Origin of the sequence: Citrobacter enshiensis, from assembly GCF_029338175.1 — a bacterium.
In the GTDB taxonomy this organism is placed as follows: Bacteria; Pseudomonadota; Gammaproteobacteria; order Enterobacterales; family Enterobacteriaceae; genus Citrobacter_D; species Citrobacter_D enshiensis.
Map to the genome: position 1 here is coordinate 711,364 of NZ_CP119862.1, position 15,857 is coordinate 727,220.

General features: G+C 52.0%; 18 protein-coding genes. 13 read left to right on the forward strand and 5 right to left on the reverse strand.

The features are described from left to right. Nucleotides 1-24: 24 nt before the first annotated feature. Both yghB and metC read right to left on the reverse strand, forming a co-directional pair. Nucleotides 25-684, reverse strand: a complete 660-nt coding sequence (gene yghB, locus P2W74_RS03480; protein ID WP_276293903.1) for a DedA family general envelope maintenance protein YghB — start codon at nt 682-684, stop codon at nt 25-27. A 131-nt stretch (nt 685-815) separates the two neighbouring features. After that, complete coding sequence (metC, locus tag P2W74_RS03485; RefSeq protein ID WP_276293904.1) at nt 816-2,003, reverse strand: cystathionine beta-lyase; 1,188 nt, start codon at nt 2,001-2,003, stop codon at nt 816-818. A gap of 253 nt (nt 2,004-2,256) precedes the next feature. On the opposite strand from metC, the gene exbB reads away from it, so the two are divergent. Next, a complete protein-coding gene (exbB, locus tag P2W74_RS03490; protein WP_276293905.1) occupies nt 2,257-2,991 on the forward strand; it encodes a tol-pal system-associated acyl-CoA thioesterase in 735 nt (244 codons plus the stop codon). A 6-nt stretch (nt 2,992-2,997) separates the two neighbouring features. After that, on the forward strand, nt 2,998-3,423 hold the full coding sequence (exbD, locus tag P2W74_RS03495) for a TonB system transport protein ExbD (RefSeq protein ID WP_162379505.1): 426 nt from the start codon (nt 2,998-3,000) through the stop codon (nt 3,421-3,423). 136 nt (nt 3,424-3,559) lie between these two features. Here exbD and P2W74_RS03500 read toward each other — a convergent pair whose 3' ends face one another. Together P2W74_RS03500 and P2W74_RS03505 are read right to left on the reverse strand one after the other, a co-directional pair. Continuing rightward, nucleotides 3,560-3,970 (reverse strand): cytoplasmic protein, encoded by a 411-nt coding sequence (locus P2W74_RS03500; RefSeq protein WP_276293906.1) that lies wholly within the window; start codon nt 3,968-3,970, stop codon nt 3,560-3,562. Nucleotide 3,971: 1 nt separating this feature from the next. Beyond that, on the reverse strand, nt 3,972-4,376 hold the full coding sequence (locus P2W74_RS03505) for a hypothetical protein (protein ID WP_276293907.1): 405 nt from the start codon (nt 4,374-4,376) through the stop codon (nt 3,972-3,974). A 107-nt stretch (nt 4,377-4,483) separates the two neighbouring features. Here P2W74_RS03505 and P2W74_RS03510 point away from each other — a divergent pair, with 107 nt between their 5' ends. Next, nucleotides 4,484-4,987, forward strand: a complete 504-nt coding sequence (locus P2W74_RS03510; protein ID WP_276293908.1) for an ESA_00282 family adhesion-associated protein — start codon at nt 4,484-4,486, stop codon at nt 4,985-4,987. A gap of 91 nt (nt 4,988-5,078) precedes the next feature. On the opposite strand, the gene P2W74_RS03515 is transcribed toward P2W74_RS03510, so the two are convergent. Next, a complete protein-coding gene (locus P2W74_RS03515; protein WP_276293909.1) occupies nt 5,079-6,119 on the reverse strand; it encodes an aldo/keto reductase in 1,041 nt (346 codons plus the stop codon). 156 nt (nt 6,120-6,275) lie between these two features. Here P2W74_RS03515 and yghX point away from each other — a divergent pair, with 156 nt between their 5' ends. The 10 genes from yghX (at nt 6,276) to hypA (ending at nt 15,854) form a co-directional block, all read left to right on the forward strand. Then, a complete protein-coding gene (gene yghX, locus P2W74_RS03520; RefSeq protein WP_276293910.1) occupies nt 6,276-7,163 on the forward strand; it encodes a YghX family hydrolase in 888 nt (295 codons plus the stop codon). A gap of 205 nt (nt 7,164-7,368) precedes the next feature. Next, a complete protein-coding gene (locus P2W74_RS03525; RefSeq protein WP_276293911.1) occupies nt 7,369-9,009 on the forward strand; it encodes a methyl-accepting chemotaxis protein in 1,641 nt (546 codons plus the stop codon). Between the two features lie 84 nt (nt 9,010-9,093). Beyond that, nucleotides 9,094-9,381: a DUF2623 family protein gene (locus P2W74_RS03530; RefSeq protein WP_276293912.1), complete on the forward strand. Its 288-nt coding sequence runs from the start codon at nt 9,094-9,096 to the stop codon at nt 9,379-9,381. Nucleotides 9,382-9,569: 188 nt separating this feature from the next. Continuing rightward, nucleotides 9,570-10,688, forward strand: coding sequence for a hydrogenase 2 small subunit (gene hybO / locus P2W74_RS03535; protein WP_276293913.1), 1,119 nt, complete (start codon nt 9,570-9,572; stop codon nt 10,686-10,688). Nucleotides 10,689-10,690: 2 nt separating this feature from the next. Continuing rightward, nucleotides 10,691-11,677 (forward strand): hydrogenase 2 operon protein HybA, encoded by a 987-nt coding sequence (gene hybA / locus P2W74_RS03540; protein WP_276293914.1) that lies wholly within the window; start codon nt 10,691-10,693, stop codon nt 11,675-11,677. Then, a complete protein-coding gene (gene hybB / locus P2W74_RS03545) occupies nt 11,667-12,845 on the forward strand; it encodes a Ni/Fe-hydrogenase cytochrome b subunit (RefSeq protein WP_203359990.1) in 1,179 nt (392 codons plus the stop codon). Before hybA ends, hybB begins: the two co-directional genes overlap by 11 nt. Next, nucleotides 12,842-14,545 carry a hydrogenase 2 large subunit gene (gene hybC / locus P2W74_RS03550; protein WP_203359991.1) on the forward strand — a complete coding sequence of 568 codons (1,704 nt, stop codon included), beginning with the start codon at nt 12,842-12,844 and terminating at the stop codon, nt 14,543-14,545. The genes hybB and hybC overlap by 4 nt, the downstream gene beginning before the upstream one ends. Continuing rightward, a complete protein-coding gene (locus P2W74_RS03555; RefSeq protein WP_203359992.1) occupies nt 14,545-15,039 on the forward strand; it encodes a HyaD/HybD family hydrogenase maturation endopeptidase in 495 nt (164 codons plus the stop codon). Before hybC ends, P2W74_RS03555 begins: the two co-directional genes overlap by 1 nt. Beyond that, nucleotides 15,032-15,520, forward strand: coding sequence for a hydrogenase-2 assembly chaperone (hybE, locus tag P2W74_RS03560; RefSeq protein ID WP_276293915.1), 489 nt, complete (start codon nt 15,032-15,034; stop codon nt 15,518-15,520). Before P2W74_RS03555 ends, hybE begins: the two co-directional genes overlap by 8 nt. Beyond that, the gene (hypA, locus tag P2W74_RS03565) at nt 15,513-15,854 is read left to right on the forward strand and encodes a hydrogenase maturation nickel metallochaperone HypA (RefSeq protein WP_203359994.1); all 342 of its coding nucleotides are present in this window, start codon (nt 15,513-15,515) and stop codon (nt 15,852-15,854) included. Before hybE ends, hypA begins: the two co-directional genes overlap by 8 nt. Nucleotides 15,855-15,857 lie beyond the last annotated feature (3 nt).

Sequence of the window (15,857 nt, forward strand, 5' to 3'; positions counted from 1 at the left end):
GTAAGGCCGGGAAAGAGGAGGGACTCAGGCGCTGCAGTACTTTTTCTTGATGACAACGATCACCGTACCGAGCAGACCCGCCGTCAGCAAGGCAATCGGCAGGATCATTAAAAACGTCATCACCTGATCTTCATGGCGTTTGACGAAGGGGATCATGCTGAGCGCATAGCCGAAACTGGTCACCACGCCCACCCACAACAGACCGCTCAACCAGTTAAAAAACTGGAATCTGCGGTTAGAGAGGCCGGAAATTCCCGCCATTGTGGGCAACAGAGTGCGAACAAACGCCAAAAAACGCCCAACCAGCAGCGCCAGAAGGCCGTGCCGGTCAAACATACAGGTTGCGCGTTGATGGTACTTGGACGGTAGCTGTGCCAGCCAGCCTTTCACCGTGTGGGTATTTCCCAGCCAGCGCCCCTGAATATAGCTGAGCCAGCAGCCCAGACTGGCCGCCGCGGTTAAAATCGCCACGGTGGGTACAAAGTCCATCACACCTTGTGCAATCAGCGCCCCTGCCAGTATCAGCAGGCTGTCTCCGGGTAAAAAGGATGCAGGCAGCAGGCCGTTTTCTAAAAACAGCGTGGCAAACATCACAAAGTAGACAACGCTAACAACATGTGGATCCGCCAGCGCAGCAAAATCGTGTTGCCAGAGCGCAGCGATAATATCTTGAATGACAGCCATGGACTTTCCTGTGGAACCGCGTTTAAGTGCCTATTGTACTCTCGAATTGCCCGGGACGCTTTGATCCCGGACGCAACAAACGCAGACTTTTCTGCTGGAAGTGTCTGCAATTATGTCCATTGGCGGCAACTTTACACGATCCGGGTAAATCCTGCGGCTAAATCCTCAATAAGATCGTCAACATTTTCTAAACCAATATGTAAGCGAATGAGTGTTCCGCTGAAATCCACCACGCCTCCTGGGCGAATGGCTGCAATGTGCTCAGGTTGATTCGCCAGAATCAATGATTCAAAACCGCCCCATGAGTAGGCCATGCTGAACAGGCTGAAGTTATCGAGGTAGGCTGACATCTCGTCATTACTGAGCTTTTTATTCAGGACAAATGAAAACAAACCGCTGCTGCCTGAAAAGTCTCGTTTCCAGAATTCATGACCTTTGCTGCCGGGAAGCGCAGGGTGATTGACGCGCGCCACTTGCGGGTGGTTTGCCAGCCATTCAGCCACTTTCAGGCTGCTTTCATGATGCTGACGCAGGCGAACGCCCAATGTACGTAAACCGCGGCTGGTCATGTACGCCGTGTCGGCATCCAACATTTGTCCCATCAGATAGGCGTTCTCACGCAGTTGCTCCCAGCAGCGAGCGTTGGAAACCGCCGTGCCGACCATCGCATCAGAGTGGCCAATCAGATATTTTGTCCCCGCCTGAATCGAGATATCGATTCCAAAATCCAGCGCTTTAAATAGCACCCCGGCGGCCCAGGTGTTATCAATCATGATAATCGCATCAGGTGCAACTCGTCTGACGGCTTCAACAATCGCTGGGATGTCATGGACTTCCATTGTGATGGAGCCCGGGGATTCCAGGAAAACGATTCGGGTGTTGGGCTGAAGGTGTTTTACGATATCGGCGCCGACCATGGGGTCGAACCAGCCAGTGGTCACACCGAGTTTGGCGAGAATTTTGGTGCAGAAATCCTGGCTTGGCTCGTAGGCGGTGTTGGTCATCAGTACGTGATCGCCTTGCTCGACGAAGGCCAAAATGGTGTTGGCGACGGCTGCCGCACCACAGGGGAACAGGGCGCATCCGACGCCGCCCTCCAGTTCGCACATCGCTTCCTGGAGAGAGAAATGGGTCAACGTTCCGCGACGGCCATAGAAAAGCTCGCCGTTGGCGCGGTTGCGGGTGGCGTGTTTTTTCGCTTCAACTGTCTCGAATACCAGTGAAGAAGCGCGTTGAATCACGCTGTTTACCGATCCCAGGGTGTACTTTTTACTGCGCCCTGCATTCACAAATTGGGTATCAAGGTGTTTTTTTGCCATGTCGCACGACCTGTTTTTTTATACGTCTGGATGTCTAAACTAACATGAATGCTACATCGCGCATCCAGAGGAATCTCGATAAAGCAGAAAATTTTATCAAAATAACCTCTCGTGACTTTTTTACTGCGTAAGCGCAAGGAAAAGAAACCAAAGGTGCGGCAGTATGTAAATAGTAATGAGAACGACTATCAATTCGACGTCGTTTTGATATTATTGCGCTCAGATTTTGTGATTTGCGTCCTGGAGATACAGAGTGGGTAATAATTTGATGCAGACGGATCTTTCCGTCTGGGGTATGTATCAGCACGCCGACATTGTGGTTAAGTGCGTGATGATTGGTCTGATTCTGGCGTCAGTGGTCACCTGGGCTATCTTCTTCAGCAAAAGCGTTGAGCATTTCACGCAGAAGCGCCGACTCAAGCGTGAGCAGGAGCAGCTGGCTGAAGCCCGTTCTTTGGATCAGGCAAGCGATATCGCTTCTGAATTTGACGAAAAAAGTTATAGCGCGATGTTGATTAACGAAGCGCAAAATGAACTGGAACTGTCAGAAGGCAGTGAAGATAACGAAGGTATTAAAGAGCGTACAGGGTTCCGTCTGGAACGCCGCGTCGCAGCCGTGGGTCGTCATATGGGACGGGGTAACGGCTATCTGGCGACTATCGGTGCGATCTCTCCTTTTGTGGGTCTGTTCGGTACGGTATGGGGCATCATGAACAGCTTCATCGGTATCGCGCAAACGCAAACCACTAACCTTGCCGTTGTGGCTCCGGGTATCGCAGAAGCGCTGCTGGCGACGGCGATTGGCCTGATTGCGGCAATTCCTGCTGTGGTTATCTACAACGTCTTTGCGCGCCAGATTGGCGGCTATAAAGCGATGCTGGGCGACGTAGCGGCACAGGTGTTGTTGCTGCAAAGCCGTGACCTGGATTTGAACGCGAGTGTCTCCGCTCAGCCGGTACGTACCGCGCAGAAATTACGTGTAGGATAATGTTTCATGGCAATGCGTCTTAACGAAAACCTGGACGATAATGGCGAAATGCATGAAATCAACGTGACGCCGTTTATCGACGTCATGCTGGTTCTGCTGATCATCTTTATGGTGGCAGCGCCTCTGGCGACGGTGGATGTGAAGGTGAATTTGCCTGCCTCCTCCAGTGTGCCGCAACCCCGTCCGGAAAAACCGATTTACCTGTCGGTGAAGGCCGATAACTCCATGTTCATCGGCAACGATCAGGTCACGGATGAAACCATGATCAACGCGCTTAATACGCTGACCGAAGGAAAGAAAGACACCACGATCTTCTTCCGCGCAGATAAAACTGTTGATTACGAAACTATGATGAAGGTAATGGACTCGCTGCATCAGGCGGGTTACCTGAAAATTGGTTTGGTTGGCGAAGAGGTCGCAAAAGCGAAGTAATCGTTTTGCCGGACGGTGCCTGGGCCTGTCCGGCCTGCTTTCTGCGGCTCGTTGGCCGGGTAGGCGTTGCCGCCCGGCACAGCCCTACTCAACGTTTGGCCTGAAAACGTCCCCCACAAACGTTCTCTTTTCGCGTTTATTGTCGATTCTCATCCAGCGCAACCGTCGTGATATTGGCTGTCCGGTAATTGCCATCGGAAAGTTTGCGTGTCAGACGCAGTGTGGCCGTTTCCCGCGCCAGCAAGTGCTGCCAGCTGCTTTCCAGGCGAGCCATGATTTTGGCATGTAGCTCCGGGCGTTGTGCCGTGAGAGTGTTGATGATCGCGCCGTAAATCTCTTCCTTTACCTGAAGGGCATAGATTTCACGGCGGTTTTGCCATTTTAACCGCACCAGCGCGGCGGGAATTGACACCATCTCTTGCGCTACATTTTCAAGGATGGCATTTTTATTGGCAATTAACGCATCAAGATTTTGCTTTAAGATAAATTCATCACTTTTATCGCTATCTAAAGCTAAATAAACATTATTATCCTCAACGTCTTTCATTTCACTCATCTTCCAGAGAATAAAAAATAGGGGCGTTTTTCTCCCCGGTAATTAAATTAAGCCAAATTTTATTACCGTCGTCATTTATCCTTGTGGTTGTTTCTGCCATTATTTTGCTGACGGTTTGTGCATCAATGTCACCCTCGGCCTGCAGTGCGTTTATAAGGCGGGCAAACGTTTCAATTTTGGCAACACGGAACAGTCGATCTTTTAAATGGCGGTCGCGCTCTTCAAGTAGCATATTCCTGGACTGGCCAGTGGCAGTGGCGCTAATTAAAATATCTGGTTCATAATCGCTTAGAGTTATCTTTCCCTTAGCTAAATTTTCACTCTTTTCTGCGGTGCTGGGCTCAGCGGGGGAAGGCGATAAATGAAAGCGAGACGGAACAAGATGCTCGGGAAGCATGCTGGAATATCCTTTCCTGTCAATAGTATAACGAGTGTGTTTATAAGGCGGGTTTCGTTGACAATAGCATGGTGTAATTTTAAAATCAAAAAAAATGGAGCCAATAAATGAACAGTATTTTTTATTCTGTTATTACCCTGCTATTGCTTACCTTTGGTGTACTTGTCCTGATGCGAGGACTTAATAAAAATTATCCTGACGCGGGAGTAAGCGCAAGCCATCAGCAAGAACCGATGACGAAAGAAGAGGGTGAAGATCATTTTTCATCGCTCATGAATACTATTACACCGGTATGGTACTGGCGAGTTAATCATGAATATATCGATTTTCTTCACGCCACGATAAAACGGATGACGGTGGCTGAGTTGAATGGGACGCCAGGCTTGTTTGACGCGCAAAGGCGTTGTAGCGATCTTAATTCTGCGGTGTACAAATACTATGACAACATTAAAAAACGTTGCCTGAATGGAGAAAAGGTATCGCATTCTGATCTTGATGTACTCAATTTGCGACAATGTTTCCGGGAGTTCAGCCTGGAGGCTTATCCCTCCCTGGTCGCGCTGGTGTGGCCTGAATATCAGCGCTCGCCCGTAAAACCGGATGACGTTTGAGCGCCTGTTAATCTGATGCTGAAGGAATGGCCAGCGGTGGGTTTTCTTTCACTGGCCGGGTAAGGCGAAATTGCCGCCCGGCGCAATGTCGTTACTTATCTGATGATGCTTGCCACAGATTCAGCTTGCCATCCGCAACATGCTTATCAATCTGCGCCAGTTCTTCAGCGGTGAACGTCAGGTTATTCAGTGCCTGGACATTCTCTTCCAGTTGTTCAGGGCGACTGGCGCCAATCAGTACGGATGTGACCCGGGAATCCTTCAGCAGCCAGCTTAATGCCATTTGCGCCATCGACTGTCCGCGCTGTTGCGCTATCTCGTTAAGCAAACGCAGGCTGGTAATATTCTCTTCTGTGAGCATGTTCTCCGTCAGGCCGCGGGCTTTTTTCCCTTCACGCTGCATACGCGAACCTTCCGGGATACCGTTCAGGTATTTTCCTGTTAGCAGCCCCTGAGCGAGCGGTGTAAAGGCGATGCAGCCTGTCCCGTTGGCTTCCAGCGTATTCAACAGACCGCTTTTATCAACCCAACGGTTTAACAGGTTGTAGGAGGGTTGATGGATCAGCAGCGGAATCTTCCATTCGCGCAGCAGGTCAGCCATCTGTTGAGTACGTTCGGGGGAGTAAGAGGATATGCCGACATAAAGCGCTTTCCCGCTTTGTACCGCCTGAGCCAGCGCAGAAGCCGTCTCTTCCATCGGCGTATTTTCATCAACCCGGTGCGAATAGAAGATATCGACGTAATCCAGCCCCATACGTTGCAGACTCTGATCGAGGCTCGCCAGCAGGTATTTACGCGAACCGCCAGAGCCATAAGGACCCGGCCACATGTCGTATCCGGCTTTGGTGGAGATGATCAGTTCATCGCGATGGTTCGCAAAATCGCTACGTAACAGGCGGCCAAAATTCTCCTCTGCGCTGCCCGGAGGCGGTCCATAGTTATTGGCCAGATCAAAATGGGTGATGCCTAAATCAAATGCCTTACGCAGCAAGGCTTGCTGTGAATCCAGCGCGTGAACGTGACCGAAACTGTGCCACAAGCCCAGTGACAGCGCGGGCAAACGCAAACCGCTTTTCCCACAATAGCGATAAAGCATTTGCTCATAACGTTCAGGGTTAGCTAACCAGGTCATGCAATCTCCTTAGAGCGGTTGAATTTCAAAACAACGTTTCTATTCTAGCGGCTGCGTCAGTTATGTCCCGTTCGTCAGGTCACATTGAGATGAAAAATTGGGCAAAAATACGTCGCTATGCTTTGCTTAAAAAAACATCCGTGCCGGAGTGAGGCTATGCCGAGACTAACTGCCAAAGATTTCCCGCAAGAACTGCTCGATTACTACGACTACTATGCACATGGAAAGATATCCAAACGAGAGTTTCTCAATCTCGCCGCGAAGTACGCTGTGGGGGGTGTGACGGCGCTTGCGCTGTTTAACCTGCTGAAACCGAATTATGCACTGGCGATGCAGGTGGAATTTACCGACCCGGATATTGTGCCGGAATACATCACCTATCCGTCACCGAACGGGCATGGCGAGGTGCGCGGGTATCTGGTCAGGCCCGCAAAAGCTGAAGGCAAAACGCCTGCTGTGGTGGTGGTTCATGAGAATCGGGGATTGAATCCCTATATCGAAGATGTGGCGCGGCGAGTGGCGAAGGCGGGTTACATTGCGCTGGCGCCAGATGGGTTGAGTTCTGTGGGTGGTTACCCCGGCAACGATGATAAAGGCCGGGAACTGCAGCAACAGGTCGATCCCACAAAATTAATGAATGATTTTTTTGCTGCCATTGAGTTTATGCAGCGTCATCCCGCGGCGACGGGCAAGGTCGGTATCACCGGCTTTTGCTATGGTGGTGGGGTATCGAATGCGGCGGCGGTAGCGTATCCGGAGTTGGCCTGTGCTGTTCCTTTTTATGGGCGGCAGGTGCCGGCTTCAGACGTCCCCAAAATCAACGCGCCGTTGTTATTACACTACGCCGCGCTGGATACGCGGATTAATGAGGGCTGGCCCGCCTATGAAACGGCGCTTAAAGCAAATAATAAAGTCTTCGAAGCGTATATTTACCCTGGGGTAAATCACGGTTTTCACAATGATTCGACGCCGCGCTATGACAAGTCTGCCGCCGATCTTGCCTGGCAGCGGACATTGGCCTGGTTCGAAAAGTATTTACGATGAAAGTTATGAGTTTGCTTATAAGTATTAAGACCAGATATTGAATAATAATGGTTTCCCATGTCATTAGCATTTGTTCAATATTGTGATTGAGGATGTTCTTGCCGCACAAAAAATGAAAAGTAAGTATATCTTCTTCACATTTTGCCGATAACGAGGATAAGTCACGCCTGATGGCGAATCCTTCATTTACGGCAAGGAAATTCTTATGTACTTACTGCGAAACCTTTCTATTCGTGTTGTCATGCTGACAATATTGGGTCTTTTTTGTCTGCTCTGGTCGGGCGTCGGTGTATTTAGCATCCATGCCTTATCTAAAGTCACGGAAGGGAATGAAGTTGACCGACATCTGGTGCGTCAGATGACGGTACTTAGCCAGGGCAACGATCAGTATTTTCGCTTTGTTACCCGTCTGAGTCGCGCAATGGACGTTAAAATCGGCGGCGGCATGCCCGATTTCGCCCCTGCACAGCAATCGCTTGATAATATGCGTAAAAAGCTTCAGGAGATGAAAACGCTGTCGCCGGGTCCAATGGATCAGGAGGTGGCTGCCGCGGTGCTGGCAAATTGGCAGGCCTTGCTGGACAAGGGGATCTCGCCGCAAATGCAGCTGGCAAAGCAGGGTACTCAGGCGGCATGGAGCGAGCAGGCAACGACCGTGACGCCCGCCTTAAGTCGTGCGTTTGGCGCCAGCGTAGAACGTTTTAACCGTGAAGCCGGGACAAAGCTGGATAACACCCGTGTCATGGTGGATGGTAAAACATCGGTTATCCGCACGATGATCATCGCCGCTGCGATTCTGGGCATCGCGATCCTCCTCTTTACTGACCGCTATCTTGTGGTACTGCTGATGAAACCGCTGGCGCGTATCCGTCAGCAGTTTCGCCAGATTGCGCAGGGCGATCTCAGCCAGCCGGTTGAGGATTTGGGGCGTAACTGTGTGGGACAACTGATGCCTATGCTCCGTGCAATGCAGGACAGTCTGCGTGAAGCGGTGAGCACCATTCGTTCGGGCAGCGACAATATCTGGCGTGGTGCGACGGAGATCTCAAGCGGAAACAACGATCTCTCTTCCCGCACCGAGGAACAGGCTGCGGCACTGGAAGAGACGGCTGCCAGCATGGAACAACTTACCGCAACGGTAAAACTGAATGCAGATAACGCGCGCCAGGCCAGCCAACTTGCAGATATTGCATCGGCCACCGCCGAAAAAGGCGGCGCGCTGGTGTCGGAAGTGGTTGATACCATGGACGGTATTTCCGCAAGTTCAAAGCAGATTGCCGAAATCACTACCGTTATCAACAGCATCGCCTTCCAGACCAATATCCTGGCGCTGAATGCCGCCGTTGAAGCCGCCAGAGCGGGCGAGCAAGGTCGCGGATTTGCGGTTGTCGCAGGTGAAGTGCGCAATCTGGCCAGCCGCAGCGCGGGCGCCGCGAAAGAGATCGAAACGCTGATTGCTGAATCAGCGCATCGTGTCGGGCAGGGAGCGCAACTGGTGAAAGATACCGGCTCGACCATGGAGGCCATTCTGCGGGGCGTCACGGAAGTTACTACCATCATGAAGCAAATTGCATCGGCCTCCGAGGAGCAGAGCAAAGGCATCTCTCAGGTGGGGGTGGCGATCACCCAGATGGACAGCGTGACCCAACAAAACGCCGCGCTCGTGGAGCAGATCTCAGCGGCCGCGTCAGCGCTGGAACGTCAAACCGAGGAGTTGCAGCACTCAGTACAACGGTTCCGCCTCTCTCATAGCGAACCGCAGACTCAGCCGGGAAAAAACGCGTCCGGCCCAGCCCAAACCGGGGCTTCCGCTTCCGGTTTAACCGATGAGTGGGTGGCCTTTTAATCAGGCGCAAAAAAGCGCGCAATACCGCTGGCCTTTGTTTAAAAAATCGCTATATAATTTATTATATAGCGATTGGAGATCTGTATGAAAAATCATTTTGGCAAAGGTTTGATGGCCGGATTAAATGCATCACGCGCCGACAGCGCACGTAATGTGGCGAATTTTTGTTCCGATTATAAACGTGGTTTCGTATTAGGTTTTTCGCATCGAATGTTTGAAAAAACGGGCGATCGTCAACTTAGCGCCTGGGAGGCGGGAATTCTGACCCGTCGTTATGGACTGGATAAAGAGATGGTGATGGACTTCTTTAGAGAGAATCAGTCGAATACAACAATTCGATTTTTCATGGCCGGTTATCGACTCGAAGCTTGATCCAAAAGGGGTATTATCCTGCTTTAATTAATTACACTATTGTCTTACATCTTCGTTTTATTGTCCCGTCGCAGTATCATAATATACATAACCATAAAGAAAGTGTGGTAAATGGCGCACCGATCGCAGTATGGTTTTTGCGATGGGTGCAAAATAGAGCCAGGTCTTTGCAACGGAATAACAATATAATGACTGGAGATAATTCTCTCACCAATTCTCACGGCGTTAACCGTCGTGATTTCATGAAGCTTTGTGCAGCACTAGCCGCGACTATGGGGCTCAGTAGCAAAGCTGCCGCAGAAATGGCCGAGTCGGTTACCCGTCCTCAGCGTCCACCGGTTATCTGGATTGGCGCTCAGGAATGTACGGGTTGTACTGAATCCCTTCTGCGAGCAACTCACCCAACGGTAGAAAACCTTGTTCTGGAGACGATCTCTCTTGAATATCATGAGGTCCTTTCCGCCGCCTTCGGCCATCAGGTCGAGGAGAACAAACATAATGCTCTGGAGAAATATAAAGGGCAGTATGTGTTGGTCGTCGATGGTTCTATCCCATTAAAAGATAACGGTATTTACTGCATGGTTGCCGGTGAGCCTATTGTGGATCACATCCGCAGAGCGGCTGAAGGCGCAGCGGCGATTATCGCTATCGGCTCCTGTGCTGCATGGGGCGGTGTTGCTGCTGCGGGTGTGAACCCAACGGGCGCCGTCGGTTTGCAGGAAGTGCTGCCGGGCAAAACCATTATCAATATCCCAGGCTGTCCGCCTAACCCGCACAACTTCCTCGCGACAGTTGCGCACATCATTACGTATGGCAAACCACCGAAACTGGATGCGAAAAATCGTCCTACCTTTGCCTATGGTCGCTTGATTCACGAACATTGCGAACGCCGCCCGCACTTTGATGCCGGTCGTTTTGCGAAAGAGTTTGGTGATGAAGGCCACCGTGAAGGCTGGTGCCTCTACCATCTGGGCTGTAAAGGACCAGAAACCTACGGTAACTGCTCCACACTGCAGTTCTGCGATGTCGGCGGCGTATGGCCGGTCGCGATTGGACACCCTTGCTACGGCTGTAATGAAGAAGGCATCGGTTTCAACAAAGGTATCCACCAGCTCGCTCATGTGGAAAATCAAACTCCGCGCTCAGAAAAACCTGACGTGAACATGAAAGAGGGCGGCAACGTTTCTGCTGGCGCTATCGGGTTGCTTGGCGGTGTTGCTGGGCTGGTTGCCGGTGTCAGTGTGATGGCGGTACGTGAACTGGGGCGTCAGCAAAAGAAAGATGACGCTGACTCACGGGGAGAATAACCGTGAACAGACGTAACTTTATTAAAGCAGCCTCAAGCGGGGCATTGCTGCTAGGCGCCGCGCCGTCTGTCAGCTATGCAGCTGCCGAAAATCGCCCGCCGATCCCAGGATCGCTGGGGATGTTGTATGACTCGACGCTGTGCGTAGGCTGTCAGGCCTGCGTGACTAAGTGTCAGGATATCAACTTCCCGGCGCGCAACCCGGAAGGGGAACAGACCTGGTCCAATAACGACAAACTGTCGCCATACACCAATAACGTCATCCAGGTGTGGCGTAGCGGCGATGGTGTCAACAAGGACCAGGAAGAGAACGGCTACGCGTACATTAAAAAACAATGTATGCACTGCGTCGATCCCAACTGCGTCTCCGTTTGTCCGGTATCTGCACTCAAAAAAGATCCCAAAACCGGCATCGTTCATTACGACAAAGATGTGTGTACCGGTTGTCGTTACTGCATGGTTGCCTGTCCTTACAACGTGCCGAAATACGACTACAACAACCCGTTTGGTGCGCTGCATAAATGTGAGCTGTGTAACCAGAAAGGTGTTGAGCGTCTTGATAAAGGCGGTTTGCCAGGCTGCGTCGAAGTTTGTCCTGCCGGGGCGGTCATTTTTGGCACGCGTGAAGAGCTGATGGCGGAAGCGAAAAAACGTCTGGCACTGAAACCAGGCAGCGACTACCACTATCCACGCCAAACGTTGAAATCGGACGATACCTATCTGCAGACGGTACCGAAGTACTACCCGCATCTGTACGGTGAAAAAGAGGGCGGCGGTACTCAGGTGCTGGTGTTGACGGGGGTTCCTTATGAGAATCTGGACCTTCCGCAGTTGGCCGATCTTTCAACCGGCGCACGTTCCGAACATGTTCAACACACCCTGTATAAAGGCATGATGCTACCACTGGCCGTGCTGGCGGGCTTAACCGTGCTGGTTCGTCGTAACACCAAAAACGACCATCACGACGGAGGAGACGATCATGAGTCATGATCCTAAACCGCTGGGCGGAAAAATAGTCAGTAAACCGGTCATTATTTTTGGGCCGCTTATCATCCTCTGCATGATCCTCATCGTGAAACGTCTGGTATTCGGATTGGGGTCCGTCTCCGATCTGAACGGCGGTTTCCCGTGGGGCGTGTGGATCGCGTTTGACCTGTTAATCGGTACGGGCTTCGCTTGTGGCGGTTGGGCGCTGGCGTGGGCAGTCTATGTCTTCAACAAAGGGGAATATCACCCGCTGGTGCGTCCTGCATTGCTGGCGAGCCTGTTCGGTTATTCCCTCGGTGGTCTGTCGATCACTATCGACGTAGGCCGATACTGGAACCTGCCGTATTTCTACATTCCGGGCCACTTTAACGTGAACTCGGTACTGTTCGAAACGGCGGTCTGTATGACCATCTATATCGGCATCATGGCGCTGGAATTTGCTCCAGCCTTGTTTGAACGTCTGGGGTGGAAAGTGTCCCTCAAGCGTCTGAACAAAGTGATGTTCTTTATCATTGCCCTCGGCGCGCTGCTGCCGACTATGCACCAGTCTTCAATGGGTTCATTGATGATTTCTGCGGGTAATAAGGTCCATCCGCTATGGCAAGCCTATGAAATGCTGCCGCTGTTCTCGGTATTGACCGCCTTTATCATGGGCTTCTCGATCGTGATTTTTGAAGGTTCGCTGGTACAAAGCGGTCTGAAAGGGAACGGTCCGGACGAGAAAAGTTTGTTCATTAAGCTAACGAACACGATCAGCGTCTTGCTGGCGATCTTCGTGGTTCTGCGCTTTGGTGAACTTATCTATCGGGACAAACTGTCGTATGCGTTTGCAGGCGACTTTTACTCAGCCATGTTCTGGCTTGAGGTTGTGCTGATGGTCTTCCCGCTGGTGGTACTGCGCATCGCGAAACTGCGTAACGACTCACGCATGTTGTACCTGTCCGCGCTGAGCGCGTTGTTAGGTTGTGCAACATGGCGTCTGTCCTACTCGCTGGTGGCATTCAATCCAGGCGGCGGCTACCACTACTTCCCGACCTGGGAAGAACTGTTGATTTCTATTGGTTTTGTGGCTATTGAGATTTGCGCATATATCGTACTCATTCGTCTACTGCCGATACTTCCTCCTTTAAAGCAAAACGATCAAAATCGTCATGAGGCGAGCAAAGCATGAGCCAGAGAATTACTATTGATCCGGTAACCCGTATTGAGGGGCATTTACGCATCGACTGCGAAATCGAAAATGGCGTGGTATCAAAAGCATGGGCATCCGGCACCATGTGGCGCGGCATGGAAGAGATCGTGAAAAACCGCGATCCGCGCGATGCGTGGATGATTGTGCAGCGTATTTGTGGTGTTTGCACCACGACTCACGCTATCTCTTCCGTGCGTGCAGCAGAAAGCGCGCTGAATATTGATGTTCCCGTGAACGCACAGTACATCCGTAACATCATTCTGGCAGCGCACACCACGCATGACCATATCGTGCACTTTTATCAGCTGTCTGCACTGGACTGGGTGGACATCACCTCCGCACTGAAAGCCGATCCGGCGAAAGCCTCGGCGATGCTGAATGGCGTGTCGACCTGGCACCTGAACAGCGCGGAAGAGTTCACCAAGGTTCAGAACAAGATTAAAGACCTGGTTGCCAGCGGCCAGTTAGGCATTTTCGCTAACGGTTGCTGGGGTCACCCGGCGATGCAACTGCCGCCGGAAGTGAACCTGATTGCGGTGGCGCACTACCTGCAGGCGCTGGAATGCCAGCGTGATGCAAACCGCGTCGTGGCTCTGCTGGGCGGTAAAACACCGCACATTCAGAACCTGGCGGTCGGTGGGGTAGCGAACCCTATCAATCTGGATGGTCTGGGCGTGCTGAACCTTGAACGCCTGATGTACATTAAGTCCTTCATCGATAAGCTGAGCGACTTTGTTGAGCAGGTTTACAAGGTGGATACCGCGGTTATTGCGGCGTTCTATCCTGAGTGGCTGGAACGCGGCCAGGGTGCGGTGAACTACCTGAGCGCACCGGAATTCCCGACTGATGGTAAAAACGGTAGCTTCCTGTTCCCTGGTGGTTACATCACGGATGCGAACCTGTCTACCTATCGTCCGATCACCTCTCACTCCGACGAATACCTGATCAAAGGGATTCAGGAAAGTGCGAAGCACGCGTGGTACAAAGACGAAGCGCCGCAGGCACCGTGGGAAGGCACAACGGTTCCGGATTACACCGGCTGGTCAGATGACGGCAAATACTCCTGGGTTAAAGCGCCAACCTTCTACGGTAAAACTGTCGAAGTGGGTCCGCTGGCCAACATGCTGTGTAAACTGGCGGCAAAACGTGAGTCTACTCATGCCAAGCTGAATGAAATCATTGCGATTTACACGAAGCTGACCGGTAAAACGATCGAAGTGGCGCAACTGCATTCGACGCTGGGCCGCATTATTGGTCGTACTGTTCACTGCTGTGAACTGCAGAATGTCTTGCAGGATCAGTATAACGCGCTGATCGTGAACATCGGTAAAGGCGACCACACGACCTTCGTGAAACCGAATATTCCGGCAACCGGCGAATTCAAAGGTGTCGGCTTCCTCGAAGCGCCACGCGGTATGCTTTCTCACTGGATGGTGATCAAAGACGGCATTATCAGCAACTACCAGGCGGTTGTACCGTCAACCTGGAACTCTGGCCCACGTAACTTTAATGACGAAGTGGGACCGTATGAGCGCTCTCTGGTAGGGACGCCGATCGCCGATCCGAACAAACCGCTGGAAGTGGTGCGTACCATTCACTCTTTCGACCCTTGTATGTCATGTGCGGTGCATGTGGTGGACGTTGACGGGAACGAAGTCGTCTCAGTTAAGGTTCTGTAATGCGGATATTAGTCTTAGGGGTCGGCAATATTTTGCTGACCGATGAAGCCATCGGAGTACGTATCGTTGAAGCGTTAGAGCAGCGATATGTGCTGCCGGATTTCGTTGAGATCCTCGATGGCGGCACGGCGGGAATGGAGCTTCTCGGCGATATGGCGAACAGAGATCACCTGATCATTGCTGACGCCATTGTGTCGAGAAAAAACACTCCGGGAACCATGATGATCCTGCGGGATGAAGAGATTCCGGCGCTGTTTACCAACAAGATCTCCCCGCATCAGCTTGGGCTGGCCGACGTTTTGTCGGCCCTTCGCTTCACCGACGAATTTCCGAAGAAACTGACGCTGGTTGGTGTTATTCCGGAATCGCTGGAACCGCATATTGGCTTAACGCCGACAGTGGAAGCGATGATTGAACCTGCTTTAGAGCAGGTTCTTGCCGCGCTGCGCGAATCAGGTGTTGAAGCTATCCCACGGGAGGCGGCGCATGTCTGAGGAGTTGTTAGGGTTCCAGACTCCCCCGAAGACGCAGGTTCAGGCCGCGTTTGAAGAGATTGCGCAGCGTTCGATGCACGATCTCGCTTTTCTGCATCCGAACATGCCGGTGTACGTCTCTGATTTTACGCTATTTGAAGGTCAATGGACGGGGTGTGTTATCACCCCGTGGATGTTGAGTGCGCTGATTTTCCCTGGGCCGGAACAACTCTGGCCGCCGCGTAAAGTCAGTGAAAAACTGGGGCTTCGTCTGCCCTACGGCGCAATGACCTTCACCGTTGGCGAGCTGGATGGCGTTTCACAGTATCTCTCCTGTTCGCTGATGTCGCCGCTAAATCACAGCATGTCAGCAGAAGAAGGGGTCCGCCTGGCGGATGACTGTGCGCGGATGCTGCTGTCGCTGCCGGTCAGCAATCCTGACGCGCCACAGCTAAATCGTCGTGCGCTGCTGCTGGGCCGTAGGAACTGCGAAAATGCATGAGTTGTCTCTGTGCCAGAGCGCCGTTGAGATCATCGTGCAGCAGGCAGAACAACATGATGTAAAGCGGGTCACCGGCGTGTGGCTGGAGATCGGGGCACTCTCTTGCGTTGAAGAGAGTGCTGTGCGTTTCAGTTTCGATATCGTCTGCCAGGGTACGGTTGCGCAGGGATGTGAGCTTCACATCGACTACAAACCGGCTCAGGCCTGGTGTTGGGATTGTAGCCAGGCGGTTGAAATCTTGCAGCATGACGCACAGTGTCCGCTTTGTCATGGCGATCGTCTGCGTGTTGAAACCGGCGATACGTTGAAAGTAAAAAGTATTGAAGTTGAATAACCC